Below are 22,583 nucleotides of genomic sequence, written 5' to 3'. Positions count from 1 at the left end.
TTCCGCTCCGCTCCGTCACCTCCTGCGAAGGTGGAACACGTGAAGGCAATCCGTCGATTCACCGTGCGTCCCGTCCTCCCCGACACCCTTCGACCGCTCGCCGACCTGGCGGGCAACCTGCGCTGGTCCTGGCACGACCCCACCCGCGCGCTCTTCGAGTCCGCGGACCCCGAAGGGGTCCGCGCCGCCGACGGCGACCCCGTCCGCGCGCTCGGCGCCATCGACTCCGGGCGGCTCGCCGCGCTCGCCGCCGACCCGGACTTCCTGGCCCGGCTGCGGACGGCCGCCGAGGACCTGGACCGCTATCTGACCGAACCCCGCTGGTACCAGCGGCAGCCCGGCGACCTGCCCGCCTCGATCGGCTACTTCTCGCCCGAGTTCGGCGTCACCGCCGCCCTCCCGCAGTACTCCGGCGGCCTCGGCATCCTGGCCGGCGACCACCTCAAGGCCGCCAGCGACCTCGGTGTGCCGCTGATCGCCGTCGGACTGCTCTACCGGCACGGCTACTTCCGGCAGTCGCTCTCCCGCGACGGCTGGCAGCAGGAGCACTATCCGGTACTCGACCCGGGCGAACTCCCACTCTCCCTGCTGCGCGAGCCCGACGGCACCCCCGCCCGGGTCACCCTCGCCCTGCCCGGCGGGCGCAGTCTGCACGCCCACATCTGGATCGCCCGGGTCGGCCGGGTCCCGCTCCTCATGCTCGACTCGGACGTCGAGGAGAACGCCCCCGGCGAACGCGAGGTCACCGACCGGCTGTACGGCGGCGGCAGCGAGCACCGGCTGCTCCAGGAGATGCTGCTCGGCATCGGCGGCGTCCGCGCCCTCCGTACGTACAGCAGGCTCACCGGCGCCCCCGCGCCCGAGGTCTTCCACACCAACGAGGGCCACGCCGGCTTCCTCGGCCTGGAACGCATCCGCGAACTGGCCGAACCGGCGGCGGACGGGCGGCCCGGGCTCGACTTCGACGCCGCCCTGGAGGCCGTCCGCGCCGGGACCGTGTTCACCACCCACACGCCCGTGCCCGCCGGCATCGACCGCTTCGACCGCACCCTGGTCGCCCGCCACCTCGGCGAGGACGGCGCGCTGCCCGGCGTCGACACCGGCCGGATCCTCGCCCTCGGCGACGAGACCCCGCTCGGCGGCGACCCCGGCGTCTTCAACATGGCCGCCATGGGCCTGCGCCTGGCCCGCCGCGCCAACGGCGTGTCCACCCTGCACGGCGCCGTCAGCCGCGCCATGTTCGCCGGGCTGTGGCCCGGCTTCGACGCCGACGAGGTCCCGCTCACCTCCGTCACCAACGGCGTGCACGCCCCCACCTGGACCGCCCCCGAGGTCGCCGGGCTCGCCCCCGACGCCTCCGACGGCGAGCTGTGGGAGCTGCGCCGCACCCTGCGCGAACGGCTCGTGCTCGACGTACGGCAGCGGCTGCGGGCCTCCTGGCGGCAGCGCGGTGCGGCCGCCGCCGAACTCGGCTGGACCGACTCGGTCCTCGACCCCGACGTGCTCACCATCGGCTTCGCCCGCCGGGTCCCCTCGTACAAGCGCCTCACCCTGATGCTGCGCGACAAGGACCGGCTGCGGGCGCTGCTGCTGCACCCCGAGCGGCCGGTGCAGCTGGTCGTCGCGGGCAAGGCGCACCCGGCCGACGACGGCGGCAAGAAGCTGGTGCAGGAGCTGGTGCGGTTCGCCGACGATCCTCGGGTGCGGCACCGGATCGTCTTCCTGCCCGACTACGGCATGGGCATGGCCCGCGGCCTCTACCCGGGCTGCGACGTGTGGCTGAACAACCCGCTGCGCCCCCTGGAGGCCTGCGGCACCAGCGGGATGAAGGCCGCGCTCAACGGCTGCCTCAACCTCTCGGTCCTGGACGGCTGGTGGGACGAGTGGTTCGAGCCGGACTTCGGCTGGGCCATCCCCACCGCCGACGGCGCCGCCGCGCTCGACGAGGAGCGCCGCGACGACCTGGAGGCCGCCGCGCTGTACGAGCTGATCGAGCGCCGGGTCGCGCCCCGCTTCTACGACCGGGGCGCGGACGGGGTGCCGGCCGGCTGGACCGCGATGGTCCGCCGCACCCTCACCGACCTCGGCCCCAGGGTGCTCGCCGACCGCATGGTCCAGGAGTACGTGGAGCGGCTCTACGTCCCGGCGGCCGACGCCCACCGGGCCCTCGGCCCGGCCCCGGCCCGCGAACTCGCCGCCTGGAAGGCCCGCGTACGGGCCGCCTGGCCGAAGGTCTCGGTCGACCACGTGGAGGTCGGCGACGACCTGCGGGACGCGGAGCTGGGCGCGACCCCGGCGGTCCGGGTCCGGGTGTCGCTCGGCGAGCTCGGCCCCGACGACGTCGAGGTCCAGGTGGTCACCGGCCGCGTCGACGCCGACGACCGCCTGCTCGACCCCCGCACCGGCGTCCTCAAGCCCGCGGGCGGCCCGGACCTGGAGGGCCGCCTCCCGTACGCGGGCACCCTCTCCCTGGACCGCACGGGCCCCTTCGGCTGCACGGTCCGCGTCCTCCCCTCCCACCCGCTGCTCACCCACCCGGCGGAACTGGGCCTGGCGGCCCTCCCGGCGGAGACGACGGGGGAGGGGGCGGGGGTGCTGATGCGCTGAGGGGGCTTCGCGAACGCCGAAGGGCCCCGGGGCGCATCCGCCCCGGGGCCCTTCGTGTGCCTCCCTTACGGGAAGGTCAGCTTGAAGCTGTTGATGTAGCCGGTGTCGGCCCCGGCCTTGTCCTGGACGCGGAGCTTCCAGGTGCCGTTGGCGACCTCGGAGGAGGCGTTCACGGTGTAGGTCTGCTGGATGTTGTCCGCGCTGCTGCCGGTCCGGTTGTGCAGGTTGTAGACCGTGCCGTCGGGGGCGATGAGGTCGACGACCAGGTCACCGATCCAGGTGTGGACGATGTCCACGCCGACGGCGAGGTTGCTGGGCGCGTTGCCGCTGATGCCCGTGACGCTGATCGAGGAGGTCACCGCGGCGCCGGGGGAGTCCGGGATGTTGACGTTGGTGTCGTTGGTGAACACCGTGCCGCCACCGCCGCCGCCGGGGCGGGAGCCGACGTTGACGCCGGCCCAGGCGTTCTCGACGGCCGTGACCTCGGCGCTGCCGGCCCCGTAGAGCTCGGTGGCGGCGGCGACCGTACCGGTGCGGGCACCGGCGTAGTTGGTGTTCGAGGTGAACTTGGTGGTGAGCGCCTTGAACCAGATCATCCGGGCCTTGGCGATGCCGATGCCGGTGACCGGCAGGCCGTCGGAGGTCGGCGAGTCGTAGTTCACGCCGTTGACGGTCTTGGCGCCGCTGCCCTCGGAGAGCAGGTAGAAGAAGTGGTTCGCCGGGCCCGAGGAGTAGTGGACGTCGATGGAGCCGATGCCCGAGTACCACGCGTCCTTGGACGAGCCGTCCTTGCTCGGCTTGTCCATGTAGCGCAGCGGGGTGCCGTTGCCGCGGATGTCGATCTTCTCGCCGACGAGGTAGTCGCCCGGGTCGTTGGCGTTGTTGGCGTAGAACTCGACGGCCGCCGCGAAGATGTCCGAGGTGGCCTCGTTGAGGCCGCCGGACTCACCGCTGTAGACCAGGCCCGCGGTGTTGGAGGTGACGCCGTGCGTCATCTCGTGCGCGGCCACGTCGATGGACGTCAGCGGCTTGCTGTTGTTGGTGCCGTCGCCGTACGTCATGCAGAAGCAGGAGTCGGACCAGAAGGCGTTGACGTACGCGTTGCCGTAGTGGACCCGGGAGTACGCGCCGACGCCGTCGCCGCGGATGCCGTTGCGGCCGTGCACGCTCTTGTAGTAGTCCCAGGTGAGCGCGGCGCCGTAGTGGGCGTCGGCGCCGGCCGTCTCCTTGTTGGAGGGCAGGCCGTTGCCCCAGGTGTCGGTGCTGTTGGTGAACAGCGTGCCGGTGCCCGACGTACCGCCGTTGAGGTTGTACGTCTTGTGGTTGCCGCGCGCGGTGTCGGTCAGCGAGTACGAGGGCGCGGTGCCGAGGGTCACCTGGCCGCTGTACATCGTGTTGCCGATGCCGGTCTCGATGGCCTGCCACTCGTAGAGCTTGGCACCGGACCTGGCGTCCGTGACGACGTGCAGCTCGTTCGGGGTGCCGTCGTGCTGGAGGCCGCCGACGACGGTCTCGTACGCGAGGACGGGCGTGCCGTTCGCGGCCCAGACGACCTTGCGCGGGGCGCGGTCCGCCTTGGTGGACTTGGCGCCCTCGGCGTTGGCGCGGCCGATCGCCTGCTGCTCGGCGGCGGCCGGGGCGACGGTCGCGGCGGCGACGTCGACCTTGGTGATGTCCGCGCGGGTGGCCTTGGTGACCGAGGCGGTCGCGCCGGCCTTGGTCTCCTCGACGACGAGGTCGCCGCCGAGCACCGGCAGGCCCTGGAAGGTGCGCTCGTAGCGCGTGTAGGTCGTGCCGTCGACGCTCTGGACCACGTCGCGGACGACCAGCTTCTCCTGGGCGCCGAGGCCGAGCCGCTGGGCGGTGGCGGCCGTGTCGGCCTGGGCGGCCTTGATCAGCGCGGCGCGCTCGGCCGGGGAGAGGTCGGCCGGCAGCTTGCCGGGGTCGGCCTTGCCGGCGGCCGGGGCCTGGGGCGCGGCGCCGAGCTGGTCGGCGGTGGCGGTGCCGGTCTGGACGCCTACGGCGATCATGGCGGCGGCAGCGATCAGAGCGCCGGTCGCGGTGGCGCGACGGCTGGGCGTGGATCTCACGCAGACTCCTTTTGCGAGGGGGGTACCGGCCGGCTGGGTGGGGACGGCCGGGCAGAGCAAGCAGAGCTGTGGAGCACATGCGGGTGAACGGCTGAACGTGTTTGCGAAGAGCCGGGGAGAGAGTGGCAGGTATGGACAGTGCCTGTCAGGAGCGCGTCAACAAGTTGGCCGGAATTCGTCCGATGGCCGAAGGGGGGTGTTCGTTAAGCGAACGTTTCGCCGATCATGACGGCGATGCCGTCCAGCGTTCTCCTGAGGCCGAATTCGAAGAGCGACTCCAGGCCGAGAACGAACCCGCCCTCCTCTGTCAGGGCCTTCAGGAGAGGGTAGGAACCGGCCGACCGGATCGCGTCGAGCCGTGGCTCGTTCGTTTCCCTCCGCTCGTCGCCCGACAGGCCCGTCTCCTGCCCCGCCCGCTCCTCCAAGTCGTCGGCCGTTCCCACTCCTTGGACATACGCGAAGATCGCCAGATGGCGGTGCGGCCCCCGCCGTCATCGGCGTGGACCGTACACCCCGCGCAGCCGGCGCGCGCCCCTCAGCGCGCCGAGCCCCTCCGCGTCGGCCGGTCCGACGGCCGCCGCGCCGCGCGGGGACGGCTCGGGGCGCCGCCCCCCCGTCAGCCCACCAGGCTGTCCCGCCACGCGCGGTGCAGGCCCGCGTAGTGGCCGTCGCCGTGGACCAGGGCGGCGGGGGTGCCGTCCTCGGCGATGTGGCCCGCGTCCATGACCAGGACGCGGTCGGCGACCTCGACCGTGGAGAGGCGGTGGGCGATGACCACGGCGGTGCGGCCGGCGAGGACGGTGTCCATGGCGCGCTGGACGGCGCGCTCGCCGGGGACGTCGAGGGAACTGGTCGCCTCGTCGAGGATGAGGACCGCCGGGTCGGCGAGGAGCGCGCGGGCGAAGGCCACCAACTGGCGCTGACCGGCCGAGATACGGCCGCCGCGCTTGCGGACGTCCGTGTCGTAGCCGTCCGGGAGGCCCGCGATGAAGTCATGGGCGCCGATCGCCTTCGCCGCCTGCTCGATCTCCTCGCGGCTCGCGTCCGGCCGCCCGATCGCGATGTTCTCGGCGACCGTCCCGGAGAACAGGAACGCCTCCTGCGTCACCATCACCACCCCGCGCCGCAGTTCCGGAGTCGCCAGGTCCCGCAGGTCGACCCCGTCGAGCAGGACCCGCCCGTCCGTCGGGTCGTAGAAGCGGGCGAGCAGCTTCGCGAGCGTCGACTTGCCCGCGCCGGTCGCGCCGACCACCGCGACCGTCTGCCCGGCCGGGATCGTCAGGTCGAAGCGCGGCAGCACCTCGCCGCCCGTCCGGTACGCGAAGCGGACGCCCTCGAAGACGACCTCCCGCCCCGGCGACCCGGTCCGCTCCGGCAGCGGGCGCGGGGTCGCCGTCTCCGGGACGCCCGGCTCCTGCGCGAGCAGGCCCGCGATCTTGGCGAGCGAGGCCGCCGCCGACTCGTACGAGTTGAGGAACATCCCGAGCCGGTCGATCGGGTCGTAGAGCCGCCGGACGTACAGCACCGCGGCGGCCAGCACACCCAGTTCGAGCGAGCCGTCCACGACCCGCAGCGCGCCCCACAGACACATGCCGGCCACCGCCGTGTTGGCGACGAGCCGCGAGCCGACGACATAGCGCGCCATCTCCAGGATCGCGTCGCCGTTGCTGCGCTCGTGCCGGTCGTTGAGGGCGCCGAACTCCACGTCGTTGGCCCGCTCCCGGCGGAACGCCCGTACCGGCCGGATGCCGTTCATCGTCTCCGCGAACTTCACGATCACCCCGGCGATCGCCGTCGACCGCACCGCGAACACCACCGCCGTACGCCGCCGGTACCGCTGGACGAGCAGATACAGCGGCCCGAACGAGGCCACCGCCACCGCGCCGATGCCCAGGTCCAGCCAGAGCAGCATCAGCGAGATCGAGACGAAGGACAGGACGACGCCGATGAGTTCCTGCAGGCCCTCGGAGAGCAGCTCGCGCAGCGACTCGACATCGGTGGTCGACCGGGAGATCAGCCGGCCGGAGGTGTAGCGCTCGTGGAAGTCCACGCTGAGCACCTGCGCGTGCCGGAAGATCCGTCCGCGCAGGTCGAGCAGCACGTCCTGGTTGATCCGGGCCGCCGCGCGCACGAACGCGTACTGCAGCAGGCCGCTGCCCGCCGCACACACGAGATAGCCGAGCGCCACCGCGATCAGCGGGGCGTGGTTCCCGTCCCGGAAGGCCGGCACGCCCCGGTCGATCGCGTACGCCACCAGGAGCGGGCCCGCCTGCAGCGCGGCCTGCTGCACGAGCAGCACCAGGGCCGCGACCACCACCCGCGCCCGGTGCGCGGAGAGCAGCGAGCGCAGCAGCCGGCCGGTCGCACCGGGCGCGGCGGGCAGGTCGTCCTGGTCGAAGGGATCGGGAGCGGGCGCGGCGTCCCTCTTCGGCTCCGTGGCCGCCGCCGACTCGGTGTTCGTCATCGTTCCCCCTGGTTCTCGTCGCCCGCGCCCGACATCAGCCAGGCGTACTCCGCGCTCTCCCGCAGCAGTTCCTGATGCGTGCCCACCGCCGTGATCCGGCCACCGGACAGCAGCGCCACCCGGTCCGCGAGCAGCACCGTCGACGGGCGGTGCGCCACCACCAGGGCGGTGGTGTCGCGCAGCACCTCCCGCAGCGCCGCCTCGACCCGGGCCTCGGTGTGCACGTCGAGTGCGGAGAGCGGGTCGTCCAGGACCAGGAAGCGCGGGCGGCCGACCACCGCGCGGGCCAGCGCGAGGCGCTGGCGCTGCCCGCCGGACAGGCTCAGGCCCTGCTCGCCGACCTGGGTCGCGGTGCCGTCGGGCAGCCGGTCCACGAAGCCCTCGGCCTGGGCGACGGCCAGCGCGCGCCGCAGCTCCGGCTCGCCCGCGTCCGGTCCCGCGCCCATCAGGACGTTCTCGCCGATGCTCGCCGAGAAGAGGGTGGGGTCCTCGAAGGCCATCGACACCAGCGACCTCAGCCGGTCGCGCGGCATGAGCGTGATGTCCTCGCCGTCGAGCAGGATCCGCCCGCCGGTGTGCTCGTGCAGGCGCGGTACGAGTGCGGTGAGCGTGGTCTTGCCGCTGCCGGTGGCGCCGACGAGCGCCAGCGTCTCGCCGGGCCGTACGTGCAGGTCGATCCCGTCGAGCACGGGCGGCGCGTCCGCCGGCGCGTCGGGAAAACGGAAGGCGACGTTCTCGAACCGCACCCCGTCGGCGAGGGACTCGGTCCCGGCTCCAGGCGCATCGGCGCCCTCCACCGCATCCGTCTCCACCGCCGCGTCCATCACCTCGAAGTACCGTTCCGCCGCGGTCGCCGCCTCCTGGCTCATCGCGAGCAGGAAGCCGATCGACTCCACCGGCCAGCGCAGCGCCAGCGCCGTCGACAGGAAGGCCACCAGGGTGCCCGCCGACAGCTCGCCGTTCGCGACCTGCACGGTGCCGAGCACCAGGGCCGCGCCCACCGCGAGCTCCGGCAGGAAGGTGATGAGCGCCCAGATCCCGGCGAGCAGCCGGGCCTTGGCCAGTTCCGTGCCCCGCAGCCGTTCGGCCAGGGCCCGGAAGGCCTCCGCCTGGCTGCGGTGGCGGCCGAAGCCCTTGACGACGCGGATGCCGAGGACGCTCTCCTCGACCACCGTCGTCAGATCGCCCACCTGGTCCTGCGCCCGCCGCGCCACCACCGCGTACTTCCGCTCGAAGAGCGAGCAGAGGATCACCATCGGCGCCACCGGGGTGAGCAGCACCAGGCCCAGCGTCCAGTCCTGGGCGAGCAGCACCGCGTAACCGACCAGGATCGTCACCCCGTTGACCAGCAGGAAGGTCAGCGGGAAGGCCAGGAACAGCCGGACCAGCATCAGGTCCGTGGTGCCGCGCGAGAGCAGCTGGCCGGAGGCCCAGCGGTCGTGGAAGGCGATCGGGAGGCGCTGGAGCCGCCGGTAGAGCGCGTCCCGCATGCGCGCCTCGACACCGGCCAGCGGCCGGGCCACCAGCCAGCGCCGCAGGCCGAAGAGCAGCGCCTCGGCGATGCCGAGCAGCAGCAGGTAGAGGGCGCCGAACCACACGCCGGTCGTGTCCCGGTCCGTGACCGGCCCGTCGACCAGCCACTTCAGGACCAGCGGAATGACGAGCGACAGACAGGAGGCGACGATCGCGACGATCGCGGCGGTGAACAGACGGGCGCGCACGGGCCGTACGTACGGCCAGAGGCGCAGCAACGAGCGGACGGCGGACCGGTCCCTGGCGGGGGCGTGTTTTTCTGGCATCAGGTCCGAGCCTAGGGTTCACCCCTGACATCCCTCATGTGGTTTTCCGGCCGCCGGCCCCGTCGGCGGCATCCCGTACGATCTCCGCTCGGCGATCAAGGGGTGGGGAGACACATGAGGAACGTGCCTGTCAGATGGGCGGCGCTGCCGCTGCTGCTCGCGGCCCTGGCCGGCTGCCGGTCCGGCGGCGCCGCGGCCACGGACGCGAAGGCGCCGAAGCCGACGGGCACGCCCGTGTACGAGGTACGGCTCGACGACCAGTTGTCGGCCGCCTCCCGGGCGACCACGGCGGCCGGCTCGTCCGCCTTCACGTGGACGCTCAGCTACGGCTCGGCCAAGGGCACGGCCGTGGACCGCACGACCGGCACGCAGGACTACGCGAAGGACACCGCCCGCGCCGAGCGCGTCCTGGACATCCCGCGTCGCTTCCCCGAGGACGCCGTCGCCGACCTCGGCGGCCGGTCCGGTGCGAAGCCCGTGCCCGAGGTGTACGAGGTCAAGGGCAACCAGGTCGACTACCGCACCCGGCAGGGGGGCTGGCTGCGCTACTCCTCGCAGGCGTCCATGGACGTGGTCGACCGCTTCGCCGGCATCCTCATGAGGGCCGGTGACGCCGCTCCGTTCGGCGGGACCCTCGCCGAGGTGGTGCGCAACGCCGACGCCGAGAAGCAGCCGGCCAAGGGCGCCGACGGCAGCCGCACGTACGAGCTGAGCGTCCCGTGGCAGACGGCCAACGACGCCCTGCCGGCGAGCCTCGCCGACGCGGCCATGTACAGCGACCGCGACGGGCTCGTCTCGCTGACGGTCGTCCTCGACGGGCAGGGCCGGCTCACCCGCGCGAGCGCCGACTACACGACCCTCCTGAAGTGGATGCACGAGGGCGGTGTCCTCAAGGGCGTCACCTCCCTCAAGGCGGACTACACCCTCACCGGCCACGGCGGCACCACCGTCCCCGCCCCGACGGCGGAGAAGAGCGGCACGCTGGAGGACGCCGAGAAGGCCCTCGCCCCGCTCGCCGAGGTCAAGCCCGGCGCCTGCGCCTCCTCCGACACCGGACTCGGCGTCAGCCTCGCCCTGGTGCGTACCGTTCCCTGCGGGAAGGACGCCGACCTGAGGGTCTTCGGCCAGGTGAAGATCAAGGAGACCATCCAGGAGAACCCGACCGGCGTCGCCGACAAGAAGGCCAGGGAGCGCTGCCGCAGTGCCTTCCGGTCCGCGCCGGACGCCTGGGTGGCCGACGCGCACCCCGCCGGCACGTACTTCACCACCGGCAGCAGCTCCAGCAGCTCCTCCTACACCGGCCCCGACGTCGAGATCGCGGGCGACTTCACCTGCTTCGTCCGGCTCTCCTGAACTCCCGCCACCCGCAACAGCACCACCGACCGCCCCGCCACCTCCAGCACCCCCCCGCCCCGGTGCACCGTGCCCGGCGGATCGGACTGCTCCTCGCGGGCGGTGTCCACGACCAGTTCGTACGACTCCGCCCACGGCGGGCCCGGCAGCCGGAAGTCCACCGGATCGGGGCCCGCGTGCAGGACGGCGAGGAAGCTGTCGTCGGTGATCCGCTCGCCGCGCGGGTCGCGGCCCGGGATGTCGCGGCCGGACAGATAGAGGCCGAGGGTGGCGGCCGGGGCGTACCAGTCGGGCTCCGTCATCTCGGTGCCGGCCGCCGTGAACCAGGCCAGGTCGCGCAGCCCGTCCGCGCCCCGCCGGCCGGAGAAGAAGGCCCGGCGGCGCAGCACCGGGTGGCGGTGGCGCAGCGCGAGCAGCCGACGGGTGAGGGCCAGGAGCGCGGCGCGGCCCGGCTCGTCCGGCAGGCTCCAGTCGAGCCAGCCGATCTCGTTGTCCTGGCAGTAGGCGTTGTTGTTGCCGCCCTGGGTGCGGCCCATCTCGTCGCCCGCGACGAGCATCGGCACACCGGTGGAGAGCAGCACGCTCGTCATCAGGTTGCGCGTCTGACGGCGGCGCAGGGCGTTGACCGCCGGGTCGTCGGTCTCGCCCTCCACCCCGCAGTTCCAGGCCCGGTTGTCGTCCGTGCCGTCCCGGTTGCCCTCGCCGTTGGCCTCGTTGTGCTTGCGCTCGTAGGTGACCAGGTCGCGCAGGGTGAAGCCGTCGTGGGCGGTGACGAAGTTGACCGAGGCGTACGGGCGCCGCCCGCCCCAGGCGTAGAGGTCGCTGGAGCCGGAGAGCCGGTAGCCGAGGTCGCGCACGTCCGGCAGCGCGCCGCGCCAGAAGTCCCGTACCGCGTCCCGGTAGCGGTCGTTCCACTCCGTCCACAGCGGTGGGAAGGCGCCCACCTGGTAGCCGCCGTTGCCGACGTCCCACGGCTCGGCGATCAGCTTCACCCGGCGGAGGACCGGGTCCTGCGCGATGACCGCGAGGAACGGGGACAGCATGTCGACGTCGTGCATCGACCGGGCGAGGGCCGCGGCCAGGTCGAAGCGGAAGCCGTCCACGCCCATCTCGGTCACCCAGTAGCGCAGGCTGTCGGTGATGAGCCGCAGCACCTGCGGCTGCACGACGTGCAGGGTGTTGCCGCAGCCGGTGTAGTCGGCGTATCGCCGCGCGTCCGACTGGAGCCGGTAGTAGCCGCGGTTGTCGATGCCCTTCAGGGACAGGGTGGGGCCGAGCTCGCCGGCCTCGGCGGTGTGGTTGTAGACCACGTCGAGGATGACCTCGATGCCGGCCGCGTGCAGCGCCCGCACCATCCGCTTGAACTCGCCGACCTGCTGACCGGTCGTGCCCGAGGAGGAGTAGGCGGCGTGCGGGGCGAAGTAGCCGATCGAGTTGTAGCCCCAGTAGTTGGTCAGACCGCGGCGCAGCAGATGGTCCTCGTGCGCGAACTGGTGCACCGGCAGCAGCTCGACGGCCGTCACCCCGAGCCGTACGAGATGCTCGACGGCCGCCGGGTGGGCGAGGCCCGCGTAGGTGCCGCGCAGCTGCTCGGGGATGCCCGGGTGGCGGGCGGTGAAGCCCTTGACGTGCAGCTCGTAGAGGACGGAGTCCGGCCAGGGGGTCTTGGGCCTGCGATCGTCCGACCAGTCGTCGTCGTCCTGCACGACCACGCCCTTGGGGACGTACGGGGCGGAGTCCCGCTCGTCGCGGACGGTGTCGGCGACATGCTGCTGCGGCCAGTCGCGGACGTGCCCGTACACCTCGGGAGGGAGCGCGAAGGCGCCGTCGACCGCCCGCGCGTACGGGTCGAGAAGCAGCTTCGCCGGGTTCCAGCGGGCCCCGGTCCACGGGTCCCAGCGGCCGTGCACCCGGTAGCCGTAACGCTGCCCGGGGCCGAAGCCGGGCACGAAACCGTGCCAGATCTCGTGGGTCAGCTCGGTGAGCGGCAGCCGCGTCTCGACGCCGTCCGCGTCGAACAGACACAGCTCCACGGCCTCCGCCCCGCCCGCCCACAGCGCGAAGTTGGTGCCCGCGACCCCGCCGGGCCCCACCCGGCAGCGGGCGCCGAGGGGCGTGGGCGCGCCCGGCCACACCGCCGCCTCCCGCGGCACGCGGGCATGCTGACGTACCGCCTCCTGCTCGGCTGCGCTCGACACCGTCCGGCCTCCCGCGGCTCTCGTACGGGGGACGGCCGCGTCCCGGCGGCGATCCCCCGTACGTGTTCTCCCACCTGTTCTGCCCGCGCGGGCGCGCTCCCAACATGACCCGTACGCACGTTTCCCCTGGAGGGTGGCCGTCGTTGGTCCGGGCGTGACACATGTACTGAAGCGGGCGGGGTACGCCCTCGCGGTGACGGGACTCCTGGTGGGCCTCGCGGGCTGCACCGGAGGGGACGGCGGCGGGGGCGTCGACCTGACACTCCCGGGGAAGGCGCGGGCACCCGGCGACGTCATCCGGGTCAGCCCCGAGGACGGGGCCCGCGCGGTGCCCGCCGCCGGGCCGGTGGAGGTGAAGGTCGACAGCGGGCGTCTGGAGCGGGTGACGGTCGTCCAGGTGGAGGACGCCCAGCGCACCGAGGTGGCGGGGGAGATCTCCGCGGACGGGCTGCGCTGGCGGCCCCGCCCGGACACCCGGCTCGCGCTCGCCGCCAAGTACAGCGTGGACGCGGTCGCGCTGGACGGGCACGGGCGCCGCTCGGCCCGGCACACCACCTTCACCACCGTCGTCCCCGAGCACCGGTTCATCGGCTACTTCAAACCGGAGAACCGTTCCACGGTCGGCGTGGGGATGATCGTCTCGATCTCCTTCAACCGGGAGATCGAGAACCGGGCCGAGGTCGAGCGGGCCATCCGCGTCACCTCCGACCCGCCGGTGGAGGTGGCCGGCCACTGGTTCGGCAAGGAGCGCCTGGACTTCCGCCCCGCCGCCTACTGGCGGCCGGGCACGAAGGTCACCGTCGACCTGGCGCTGCGCGACGTCGAGGGCGCGCCGGGCGTGTACGGCATCCAGCGCAGGACGGTCGGGTTCACCGTGGGCCGCTCACAGGTCTCCCTGGTCGACGCCGAGAAGCACACCATGGAGATCCACCGGGACGGCGCGCTGCTCACCACGCTGCCGATCACGGCCGGGGCGCCGAAGACCACCACGTACAACGGGAAGATGGTGGCCACCGAGCTGTACGACGTGACGCGGATGAACGGGGCCACGGTCGGCTTCGGCGGCGAGTACGACATCAAGGACGTGCCGCACGCGATCCGGCTGACCGACTCGGGCACCTTCCTGCACGGCAACTACTGGGCCGCCGCCACCACCTTCGGCTCGGCCAACGTCAGCCACGGGTGCGTGGGCCTGCGGGACGTGAAGGGCGGCGGGGCGGACACTCCGGCCGGCTGGTTCTTCGACCGGACGCTCATCGGCGACGTCGTCGAGGTGGTGAACTCGAAGGACAAGCAGGTCGCGCCGGACAACGGCCTGGGCGGCTGGAACCTGGACTGGGGCCGCTGGAAGGCCGGCTCGGCCCTGGGCTGAGCCCTCCCGCGCACCCGCCGCTCCCGCGCCCCGTCCGCCGTATCACGCCAACTGGGACTGAACGGTGACATGTACGAGGAACTTTCGTGTCCTGCGGTGTGATTAATTAACGCCGTGTGCGCGGGAGGATGCGCATTGGGGGTGGGGCCCGGGCGTCGCCGGGGCCGTGCGAGGGGAGAACACCATAGTGAACGGTCAGCCGATATCCGGATCGATCGCCGGACGACGGCGCCGCGGCGCCCGCCTGGGGGCCCTGGCGGCGGGGACGCTGCTCCTCGTCCTGACCGCCTGCGGCGGCGGTGACACCGGCGCCGGTGCGAGCGGAGGCAAGGACGGCGCCGCCGAAGGCGGCGGCAAGCAGGAGATCGCGGCCTCGCAGGCCGTCGTGACGATCGCCCCGAAGGACGGCGCCGACGCGGTCGCCACCAGCGGGGCGCTGAAGGTGACGGCCCAGCAGGGCAAGCTGACCACGGTCACCGTCGCCGACACCGAGGGCAACCCGGTGGAGGGCAGGCTCTCCGCCGACGGCAGCAGCTGGGAGCCGGTGGGCCACCTGTCGGCGAGCACCCAGTACAAGGTGCACGCGATCGCCAAGGACACCGAGGGCCGTGAGTCGGCGAAGGACACCACCTTCTCGACCCTGACCCCGAAGAACACCTTCATCGGCCACTACACGCCGGAGAACGGGCAGACCGTCGGCGTCGGCATGCCGGTGTCCATCAACTTCACCCGGGGCATCACCGACCCGGAGGCCGTCGAGCACGCCATCAAGGTGACGGCTGAGCCCGCGGTGGAGATCGAGGGCCACTGGTTCGGCAACGACCGCCTCGACTTCCGGCCGAAGGAGTACTGGGCGGCGGGCACCAAGGTGACCGTGCAGCTCAACCTGGACGGCGTCGAGGGCCGCCCGGGCGTCTACGGCAAGCAGAAGAAGACCTTCACCTTCACCATCGGACGCCGTCAGGTCTCCACGGTGGACGCCTCCGCGAAGACCATGAAGGTCGAGCGCGACGGCAAGATCATCAAGACCCTGCCGATCACCGCGGGCGCGCCGTCCACGACGACGTACAACGGGCAGATGGTCATCAGCGAGAAGTACAAGGTGACCCGCATGAACGGGGCCACGGTCGGCTTCGGCGGCGAGTACGACATCAAGGACGTGCCGCACGCGATGCGTCTGTCCACCTCGGGCACCTTCGTGCACGGCAACTACTGGGCCCCCGCCTCGACCTTCGGCTCGTCCAACGTCAGCCACGGCTGCGTCGGTCTGCGCGACGCCCGGGGCGCCGGGGACTCCTCGACGCCGGCCGCCTGGTTCTACGACAGCTCGATCATCGGTGACGTGGTCGTCGTGAAGAACTCGAAGGACAAGCAGATCCAGCCGGACAACGGTCTGAACGGCTGGAACATGGACTGGTCGGAGTGGAAGGCGTAAGAACCTTTCCTTCGCGGCGAGGGCCCCGGTGCGGTTGTGACCAACCGCACCGGGGCCCACTCCGTTAACGGCGGCTAACCTTCGGACCATGACTGTGAACCTCGAAGTCGCCGAAGGCGTCGGCACGATCCGCCTCGACCGCCCCCCGATGAACGCCCTGGACATCGCCACCCAGGACCGGCTGCGCGAGCTGGCCCAGGAGGCGACCGACCGCGACGACGTGCGGGCCGTGATCCTCTACGGCGGCGAGAAGGTGTTCGCGGCCGGCGCGGACATCAAGGAGATGCAGGTCATGGACCACGCGGCCATGGTCAAGCGGTCCCGCGCCCTGCAGGACTCCTTCACCGCGATCGCCCGGATCCCCAAGCCGGTCGTCGCCGCGATCACCGGCTACGCGCTGGGCGGCGGCTGCGAGCTGACGCTCTGCGCCGACTACCGGATCGCCGCGGACAACGCCAAGCTCGGCCAGCCCGAGATCCTGCTCGGGCTGATCCCGGGCGCCGGCGGCACCCAGCGCCTCGCCCGTCTCATCGGCCCCTCCAAGGCCAAGGACCTCATCTTCACCGGCCGCATGGTGAAGGCCGACGAGGCCCTCCAGCTCGGCCTGGTGGACCGCGTCGTCCCGGCCGCCGAGGTCTACGAGCAGGCCCACGCCTGGGCCGCCAAGCTCGCCCAGGGCCCGGCCATCGCGCTGCGCGCCGCGAAGGAGGCGATCGACCAGGGGCTTGAGACGGACATCGACACCGGTCTGGCCGTCGAGCGCACCTGGTTCGCGGGCCTGTTCGCCACCGAGGACCGCGAGCGCGGCATGCGCAGCTTCGTCGAAGAGGGCCCGGGCAAGGCCAAGTTCGTCTGAGCGTTCGACACGGTGTGAGCGGTCGGATCCGGCCGCTCACGACCGCGTTCCGGCTGACTTTGACATATGCCGGAGTCAGTCTCGCGGAATTGTCGATTCCAAGGGGGCGAATCCCCCGGAACGGCCCCGCGCCGGGGCCCCGTCCCGCCATGATGGTGGGCATGGCGGGCCTGGAGGGTACGGAACAACCGCGGCAGCGCGGCGGCGCGACCGCCGCCCGGTGGGTGCCGGGCGCCGAGGACGAACAGGCCGCAGCGGCACTGCACTTGTACGGAAATCCCGCCGAGGAGGACGCCCGGCTGCCGTCCCGGCCGGAATCCGCCGCGGTCGCCCGCCGGCTCACCCAGTGGGTGATACTGCGTCACTGGGGCCTCACCCCGCAGATCGCCGAGCACGCCGTGCTGCTCGTCTCCGAACTCGTCGGCAACGCCGTCCGCCACACCGGCGCCCGGGTCTTCGCCCTCCGCCTGCTGCGCCGACGCGGCTGGATCCGCGTCGAGGTGCGCGACCCCTCCCGCGGACTGCCCTGTCTGATGCCGGTGCACGAGCTGGACGTCAGCGGCCGCGGGCTCTTCCTCGTCGACAAGCTCTCCGACCGCTGGGGCGTCGACCTCGCACCGCGCGGCAAGACCACCTGGTTCGAGATGCGGGTCAGCGACCGCTGACGCACGAAAGCCCCCGTCCGGCCCTGGTGGGGCGCGCTGGGGGCTCTCATGTGATGGCCGCGGACGGGGGGGTGTATCCGCGGCTGCTTCGACGACCTGGCCCGGGTCAATGGGGGTCGTGTCATCGACTATGGCAGAAGGGTGGCCTCGACGCCAAAAGTCCCTACCGGGTCAGATCCGGACAAACTGGAATGATTCCTTGATGAATCATTGGTGACCTAGAGCACCCACCTTGCAAAACATGAATAACTATGGGGTTCATCGGGTGTTTCCTCGGCCTGTCCGCATACTGGACGACTGATCACGACTCGCAAACGTCCTGAATCGGCCCAATCGTTACCTTTCGGGCTCAGTCCCCTTTAAATGGCTCCGTGATGCCGACCGACCGCCGCGGTGCCCTCCGGGCGGGCGCGGCCACCGCCCTCGCGGGAGCCCTCGCCACCGCCTGCGGCACGGAGCCCCGTCCCGCCGCCCGGTCCGAGCGACCCGCGCCCGCCGCACCCGTCGCCGCGCCCGCCCCCGCGCCCCGCCGCTGGCCCGGCCGGCCCGCCGAGATCGTCCACGGGCCCCGCGACCGGCCCCGCGTCGCCCTCACCTTCCACGGCCAGGGCGACCCCGCGATCGCCCGCGCGGTCCTCGACGGCGCCGAGCGGGCCGGCGCCCGGATCACCGTCCTCGCCGTCGGCGGCTGGCTCGACCAGCACCCCGAGATGGCCCGGCGGATCCTCGACGGCGGCCACGACCTCGGCAACCACACCCAGCGCCACATCGACATCGGCGCCATGACCGAGGACGAGGCCTTCGCCGAGATCGACGCCTGCGCCGGCCGGCTGCGCCGCCTCACCGGCTCCGTCGGCAGCTGGTTCCGCCCCTCCCGTACCCCGCACGCCACCGAGACCGTGCTGCGCGCCGCCCGCCGGGCCGGCTACCCGCACACGCTCTCGTACGACGTCGACTCCCTCGACTTCACCTCGCCCGGACCGGCGGCCGTCGTGGCCAACGTCACCGGACGGATCACGGCCGGATCGGTGGTCAGCCTCCACTTCGGCTACCCGGACACCGTCGCCGCGCTGCCCCTCCTCCTCGCCGAACTCGACCACCGCGGCCTCTCCGCGGTCACGACCACGGAGCTGCTGAGCTGATGCCGATTCCCCGGAGCCGTAAGAAGACCGTCCTCGCCGCCACCGCCCTGCTGCTCGGCCTCGCCGCCTGCGGCAGCCCCCGGCCGGCGGTCCCGCACCCCAGCGCCACCACCACCAAGGCCGCCGTCCCCAAGCCGGCCGCCGCGCCCGCCGGACTGCCCGGCATGCCGCCGCTGCTCCAGCCGGACGACATCTACGCCGCCGACCGCCCGAACGCGCTCTCCCCGGTGGTCAAGGGCTTCCCGTCCCGGGTCTACGTCCCCAACACCAACTCCAACACGGTCTCCGTCATCGACCCCGCCACCTACAAGGTCATCGAGACCATCCCCGTCGGCAACCAGCCGCAGCACGTCGTCCCCTCCTGGGACCTGAAGACCCTCTGGGTCAACAACAACCGCGGCCACACCCTCACCCCCATCGACCCGGCCACCGGCGTCGCCGGCAAGCCCGTCGAGGTCCACGACCCGTACAACCTCTACTTCACCCCGAACGGCGGGTACGCCGTCGTCATGGCCTCGCTCGACCGCGAGCTGGTCTTCCGCGACCCGCACACCATGGAGCGCAGGAAGACCGTCCCGGTCACCTGCTACGGCGTCAACCACGCCGACTTCTCCGCCGACGGGCGCTACTTCGTCGTCTCCTGCGAGTTCTCCGGCGAACTCCTCAAGGTCGACACCGAGAAGATGGAGGTCGTCGGCCAGCAGAAACTGCCCTTCGAGGGCGCCATGCCGCAGGACGTGAAGATCTCCCCGGACGGCAAGACCTTCTACATCGCCGACATGATGGCCCACGGCATGTGGGTGCTCGACGGAGAGAAGTTCACCACCCCGACCCTGCTGCCCACCGGCAAGGGCTGCCACGGCCTCTACGTCTCCCGCGACTCCAAGGAGATGTACGTCTCCAACCGCGGCGAGGGCACGATCTCGGTCTTCGACTTCACCAGGAACGCCCTCACCAAGAAGTGGAAGCTGCCCGACGGCGGATCCCCCGACATGGGCGGGGTCTCCGCCGACGGCAAGGTGCTGTGGCTCTCCGGCCGCTACGACTCCGAGGTCTACGCGATCGACACGACGAGCGGCGAGCAGCTCGCCCGCATCCCCGTCGGCAGCGGCCCCCACGGCCTGGCGGTCTACCCCCAGCCGGGCCGCTACTCCCTCGGCCACACGGGCGTGTTCCGCTGAGCCCCGCTCAGCTTGCCGTAAGCAGGGCCTCCGAGCCCACCGGGCGGTAGCCCGACGCCTGGAAGACCCGGACGCTGCGGGCGTTGCCGGGGGACTGCTGGGACCACACCACCGGGTCCGGGGTGAGGTGGCGGGCGGCCGTGGCCAGGGCGCGGCCCAGGCCGCGGTGGCGGACGTCCTCGTCGACCTCGATCGCCACCTCCACCCGGCCCGCCACGCCCCGGCCCAGGGTCACCAGACCGCCGTCGGTGACCCACACCCGTACCTCGTCGCGGTACTTCAGCGCCCGCGCCACCCGCGGATGGTCCTGGTCGCGGATCTCCCGGAGCGCGAGCTCCGGCGGGCCGGGCAGCGCGTCCGCGACCGTCAGCAGGTCGATCGTGTTCATCGAACGGCCCGTACGGGCCGTGAGCGCCGTCAGGAAGCGCGGTGTCATGCTCGCCACCAGCGGGTCCGTCGAGGCCCGGGCGAGCTCCGCCCGGATCCAGTCCGGGTCCTCGTCCAGGAACACCACCGAGTGCGCCGTGAAGGACAGCACCCCCGCGTCCCGGCCGCTCGGCTGCGGCACCACCGTCGTCGAGCCGTCCGGCGGCGGGAACTCCCCGCGGGCCGCCGCCGCCAGTATCTCCGCCACGTCGCTGTTCATGCCCCCATCATCGGACACCGGGCCGCCCGCTAATCTGGCCCCCGACATCAAGCACCATGAAGGGGCGGAAAACAGTGGCGGACATCGAGTCGGCACGTACGGCATTCAACAAGTTCGACGTGGACGGGGACGGCTTCATCACGGCCGCCGAGTACAAGCACGTCATGGCCGAGATGGGCGACTTCTACACGACCGAGACGGTCGCCGAGGCGCTCATCAAGCAGCGCGACGACAACGGCGACGGCAAGCTCTCCTTCGAGGAGTTCTGGGCCCACCTCGGCAAGGCCTGAGCCAGGTCCTGACCCGTCCCGGGGCGCGGGCGGGCGGTTCCGTACGACCATGCGTACGTACGCGAGTTGCCGCCCGTCCGGCCCCCGGTGACGATCGTCCGGTGAGCCTCCCCGGACCCCTCGGCACCCCGATCCGACTGACGGCAGCCGTCCTCGCCTTAGTCGGCGTCCTCACCGTCGCCCTGCTCGGCGTCTCGCTCGCCCAGACGGGCACCGGCGAGCTGGAGATCCCCGCCGCCGGGACCATCACGCTGCTGCGGCTCCTCGTCCTCACCGCGCTCGCCGTCCAGATCGGCGAGCTCGCCGGCGTCCGGCTCGCCGGCGAAGGCCCGCTGCCCCGCCGCTGGTCCGTCCCGGCCGCCGCGACCGGCGCCGCCGCCTCCGCGGGCATGCTCGTGCTCCTCGGCCGGCTCAGCGGCCTCAGCCTCTCCACGGTCTACGGGCTCCGCGAGGGCCGGCTCCTCCTCGTCACCGCCAACGCGCTCGCGCTCGCCGCGCTGTGCGCCGCCACCCGCCGCCCGGCCCTGGCCCTCGGACCGCTCGCCGTGGCCGTCGGCGCCGAGGCGATGCGCGCCCACCCCGAGGCGTACACCCCGGCGATCGGCGTCAGCCTCACCGTCGTCCATCTGACCGCCGCCTCCCTCTGGTGCGGCAGCCTCCTGTACGTGCTGCGCACCATGCGGCTGCGCGGCACGTACAGCCGGGACGTGCTGATGCGGTACGCGCGGATGGCCGTCTGGCTCTTCGCGGCCCTCTGCGCCACCGGGACCGTCTCCACCCTGCGCCGGCTCCCGCTCGACGGGGTGCTCAGCACCGCGTACGGCAGGGTCCTGCTGGTCAAGCTCGGGCTCTTCGGGCTCATCGCGCTGCTCGCCCTGACCGCCCGCCGCCGGATGCTGCGCGGCGCCGACGCCCGCCCGCCGGCCCGGGTCGAGCTGGGCGTCCTGGGCCTCGTGGTCCTGGTCTCCGCACTGCTCACCGTGGTCCCGGACCCGCACTGGCTGCTGCCCTGACGGGCCGCGGCGGCGGGCTCAGCACTCGATGATGTTCACGGCGAGACCGCCGCGCGCCGTCTCCTTGTACTTGACGGACATGTCCGCGCCGGTCTCCTTCATGGTCTTGATGACCTTGTCGAGGGAGACCAGGTGGCTGCCGTCGCCGCGCATCGACATCTTCGCCGCCGTGACGGCCTTGACCGAGGCCATGCCGTTGCGCTCGATGCAGGGGATCTGGACCAGGCCGCCGACCGGGTCGCAGGTCAGGCCCAGGTTGTGCTCCATGCCGATCTCGGCGGCGTTCTCGACCTGCTCGGGGGAGCCCCCCAGGACCTCGGCGAGCGCGCCCGCCGCCATGGAGCAGGCGGAGCCGACCTCGCCCTGGCAGCCGACCTCGGCGCCGGAGATGGAGGCGTTCTCCTTGAAGAGCATGCCGATGGCGCCGGCGGCGAGCAGGAAGCGGACCACGCCGTCTTCCTTCTCCTCCGGGGAGGACCCACCCGCACCGAAGTTCATGTAGTAGTGCAGGACCGCCGGGATGATGCCGGCCGCGCCGTTCGTCGGGGCGGTGACCACGCGGCCGCCCGCCGCGTTCTCCTCGTTCACCGCCATCGCGTAGAGGGTGATCCACTCCATCGCGTGCGTGGTCGGGTCGCCCTCGGAGCGCAGCTTGCGGGCCAGGGTCGAGGCGCGGCGGCGGACCTTCAGGCCGCCGGGCAGGATGCCCTCGCGGGACATGCCGCGCGAGACGCAGGCCTGCATGACCCGCCAGATCTCCAGGAGGCCGGTGCGGATCTCGTCCTCGGTGCGCCAGGCCTTCTCGTTCTCCAGCATCAGCGAGGAGATCGACAGACCGGTCTCCTTGGTGAGGCGGAGCAGCTCGTCGCCGGTGCGGAAGGGGTACTTCAGGACGGTGTCGTCCGGGATGATCGGGTTCTCGCCCGCGACCGCGTCCTCGTCCACGACGAAGCCGCCGCCGACCGAGTAGTACGTCTTCTCCAGGATCAGCGCGCCCTCGGCGTCATACGCGAAGACCGTCATGCCGTTGGCGTGGTACGGCAGCGCCTTGCGGCGGTGCAGGATCAGGTCGTCGTCGAAGGAGAACGGGATCTCGTGCACGCCGAGCAGGCTGATCCGCCCGCTCGCCTTGATCCGCTCGAACTCGTCGTCGGCGGTCTCCACGTTCACCGTGCGCGGCGAGTTGCCCTCCAGACCGAGCAGCACCGCCTTCGGGGTGCCGTGGCCGTGGCCGGTCGCGCCCAGCGAGCCGTACAGCTCCGCCCGTATCGACGCGGTGTGGGCGAGCAGCCCCTCGTTCTTCAGCCGGCGGGCGAACATGCGGGCCGCGCGCATCGGGCCCACCGTGTGGGAGCTCGACGGGCCGATGCCGATCGAGAACAGGTCGAAGACCGAGATGGCCACGGGGGACTCCTTGTGGGGGCTAGACGCCGTTGTCTGCCGGGGTGGTGCAGAAACGCTCAGCATGGGCC

17 protein-coding genes are annotated in these 22,583 nt (G+C 72.3%); 10 read left to right on the top strand and 7 right to left on the bottom strand.

Features of this window, described 5'->3' with window-relative positions:
• The first annotated feature begins 39 nt into the window (after positions 1-39).
• Positions 40-2,607 carry an alpha-glucan family phosphorylase gene (glgP, locus tag AB0M18_RS03780; RefSeq protein ID WP_365755178.1) on the top strand — a complete coding sequence of 856 codons (2,568 nt, stop codon included), beginning with the start codon at positions 40-42 and terminating at the stop codon, positions 2,605-2,607.
• 65 nt (positions 2,608-2,672) lie between these two features.
• Here glgP and AB0M18_RS03775 read toward each other — a convergent pair whose 3' ends face one another.
• The 4 genes from AB0M18_RS03775 to AB0M18_RS03760 form a co-directional block, all read right to left on the bottom strand.
• A complete protein-coding gene (locus tag AB0M18_RS03775; protein WP_365755177.1) occupies positions 2,673-4,697 on the bottom strand; it encodes a M4 family metallopeptidase in 2,025 nt (674 codons plus the stop codon).
• Between the two features lie 203 nt (positions 4,698-4,900).
• A complete protein-coding gene (locus AB0M18_RS03770; RefSeq protein ID WP_365755176.1) occupies positions 4,901-5,140 on the bottom strand; it encodes a TetR/AcrR family transcriptional regulator C-terminal domain-containing protein in 240 nt (79 codons plus the stop codon).
• Between the two features lie 173 nt (positions 5,141-5,313).
• A complete protein-coding gene (locus AB0M18_RS03765; protein ID WP_365755175.1) occupies positions 5,314-7,161 on the bottom strand; it encodes an ABC transporter ATP-binding protein in 1,848 nt (615 codons plus the stop codon).
• Positions 7,158-8,960 (bottom strand): ABC transporter ATP-binding protein, encoded by a 1,803-nt coding sequence (locus tag AB0M18_RS03760; protein ID WP_365755174.1) that lies wholly within the window; start codon positions 8,958-8,960, stop codon positions 7,158-7,160. Before AB0M18_RS03760 ends, AB0M18_RS03765 begins: the two co-directional genes overlap by 4 nt.
• Positions 8,961-9,074: 114 nt before the next feature.
• Here AB0M18_RS03760 and AB0M18_RS03755 point away from each other — a divergent pair, with 114 nt between their 5' ends.
• A complete protein-coding gene (locus AB0M18_RS03755; protein ID WP_365755173.1) occupies positions 9,075-10,313 on the top strand; it encodes a hypothetical protein in 1,239 nt (412 codons plus the stop codon).
• On the opposite strand, the gene glgX is transcribed toward AB0M18_RS03755, so the two are convergent.
• Positions 10,253-12,511: a glycogen debranching protein GlgX gene (glgX, locus tag AB0M18_RS03750; protein WP_365755172.1), complete on the bottom strand. Its 2,259-nt coding sequence runs from the start codon at positions 12,509-12,511 to the stop codon at positions 10,253-10,255. The two genes, AB0M18_RS03755 and glgX, sit on opposite strands and share 61 nt — an antisense overlap.
• A gap of 154 nt (positions 12,512-12,665) precedes the next feature.
• On the opposite strand from glgX, the gene AB0M18_RS03745 reads away from it, so the two are divergent.
• The 6 genes from AB0M18_RS03745 (at position 12,666) to AB0M18_RS03720 (ending at position 19,162) form a co-directional block, all read left to right on the top strand.
• A complete protein-coding gene (locus tag AB0M18_RS03745) occupies positions 12,666-13,883 on the top strand; it encodes an Ig-like domain-containing protein (protein ID WP_365755171.1) in 1,218 nt (405 codons plus the stop codon).
• 187 nt (positions 13,884-14,070) lie between these two features.
• A complete protein-coding gene (locus tag AB0M18_RS03740; protein WP_365755170.1) occupies positions 14,071-15,318 on the top strand; it encodes an Ig-like domain-containing protein in 1,248 nt (415 codons plus the stop codon).
• Positions 15,319-15,406: 88 nt separating this feature from the next.
• Positions 15,407-16,174: an enoyl-CoA hydratase-related protein gene (locus tag AB0M18_RS03735; protein ID WP_265864749.1), complete on the top strand. Its 768-nt coding sequence runs from the start codon at positions 15,407-15,409 to the stop codon at positions 16,172-16,174.
• 149 nt (positions 16,175-16,323) lie between these two features.
• Positions 16,324-16,839 (top strand): ATP-binding protein, encoded by a 516-nt coding sequence (locus AB0M18_RS03730; protein WP_365755169.1) that lies wholly within the window; start codon positions 16,324-16,326, stop codon positions 16,837-16,839.
• A 374-nt stretch (positions 16,840-17,213) separates the two neighbouring features.
• Positions 17,214-17,981 (top strand): polysaccharide deacetylase family protein, encoded by a 768-nt coding sequence (locus AB0M18_RS03725; RefSeq protein WP_365755481.1) that lies wholly within the window; start codon positions 17,214-17,216, stop codon positions 17,979-17,981.
• A complete protein-coding gene (locus AB0M18_RS03720; RefSeq protein ID WP_365755168.1) occupies positions 17,981-19,162 on the top strand; it encodes a YncE family protein in 1,182 nt (393 codons plus the stop codon). The genes AB0M18_RS03725 and AB0M18_RS03720 overlap by 1 nt, the downstream gene beginning before the upstream one ends.
• A 7-nt stretch (positions 19,163-19,169) precedes the next feature.
• On the opposite strand, the gene AB0M18_RS03715 is transcribed toward AB0M18_RS03720, so the two are convergent.
• A complete protein-coding gene (locus AB0M18_RS03715) occupies positions 19,170-19,808 on the bottom strand; it encodes a GNAT family N-acetyltransferase (protein ID WP_365755167.1) in 639 nt (212 codons plus the stop codon).
• Positions 19,809-19,882: 74 nt separating this feature from the next.
• Here AB0M18_RS03715 and AB0M18_RS03710 point away from each other — a divergent pair, with 74 nt between their 5' ends.
• Together AB0M18_RS03710 and AB0M18_RS03705 are read left to right on the top strand one after the other, a co-directional pair.
• Positions 19,883-20,098, top strand: a complete 216-nt coding sequence (locus AB0M18_RS03710) for an EF-hand domain-containing protein (RefSeq protein ID WP_265864744.1) — start codon at positions 19,883-19,885, stop codon at positions 20,096-20,098.
• Positions 20,099-20,199: 101 nt separating this feature from the next.
• Entirely contained in the window at positions 20,200-21,111 is a 912-nt protein-coding gene (locus AB0M18_RS03705) for a CopD family protein (protein ID WP_365755166.1), read from the top strand.
• An 18-nt stretch (positions 21,112-21,129) separates the two neighbouring features.
• Here the strand turns inward: AB0M18_RS03705 and AB0M18_RS03700 are convergent, their stop codons facing one another.
• Positions 21,130-22,515, bottom strand: a complete 1,386-nt coding sequence (locus tag AB0M18_RS03700) for an L-serine ammonia-lyase (RefSeq protein WP_365755165.1) — start codon at positions 22,513-22,515, stop codon at positions 21,130-21,132.
• Between the last annotated feature and the right edge of the window lie 68 nt (positions 22,516-22,583).

It is taken from the genome of Streptomyces sp. NPDC051909 (assembly GCF_040681095.1).
GTDB lineage: Bacteria > Actinomycetota > Actinomycetes > Streptomycetales > Streptomycetaceae > Streptomyces.
This window is presented reverse-complemented; position numbering and strand designations above follow the sequence as displayed.

Coding starts and splice junctions, on each gene's coding strand:
- AB0M18_RS03720 (WP_365755168.1), top strand. CDS start 17,981: ATGCCGATTCCCCGGAGCCGTAAGAAGACCGTCCTCGCCGCCACCGCC.
- AB0M18_RS03735 (WP_265864749.1), top strand. CDS start 15,407: ATGACTGTGAACCTCGAAGTCGCCGAAGGCGTCGGCACGATCCGCCTC.
- AB0M18_RS03730 (WP_365755169.1), top strand. CDS start 16,324: ATGATGGTGGGCATGGCGGGCCTGGAGGGTACGGAACAACCGCGGCAG.
- AB0M18_RS03715 (WP_365755167.1), bottom strand. CDS start 19,808: ATGAACAGCGACGTGGCGGAGATACTGGCGGCGGCGGCCCGCGGGGAG.
- AB0M18_RS03765 (WP_365755175.1), bottom strand. CDS start 7,161: ATGACGAACACCGAGTCGGCGGCGGCCACGGAGCCGAAGAGGGACGCC.
- AB0M18_RS03760 (WP_365755174.1), bottom strand. CDS start 8,960: ATGCCAGAAAAACACGCCCCCGCCAGGGACCGGTCCGCCGTCCGCTCG.
- AB0M18_RS03725 (WP_365755481.1), top strand. CDS start 17,214: ATGCCGACCGACCGCCGCGGTGCCCTCCGGGCGGGCGCGGCCACCGCC.
- AB0M18_RS03755 (WP_365755173.1), top strand. CDS start 9,075: ATGAGGAACGTGCCTGTCAGATGGGCGGCGCTGCCGCTGCTGCTCGCG.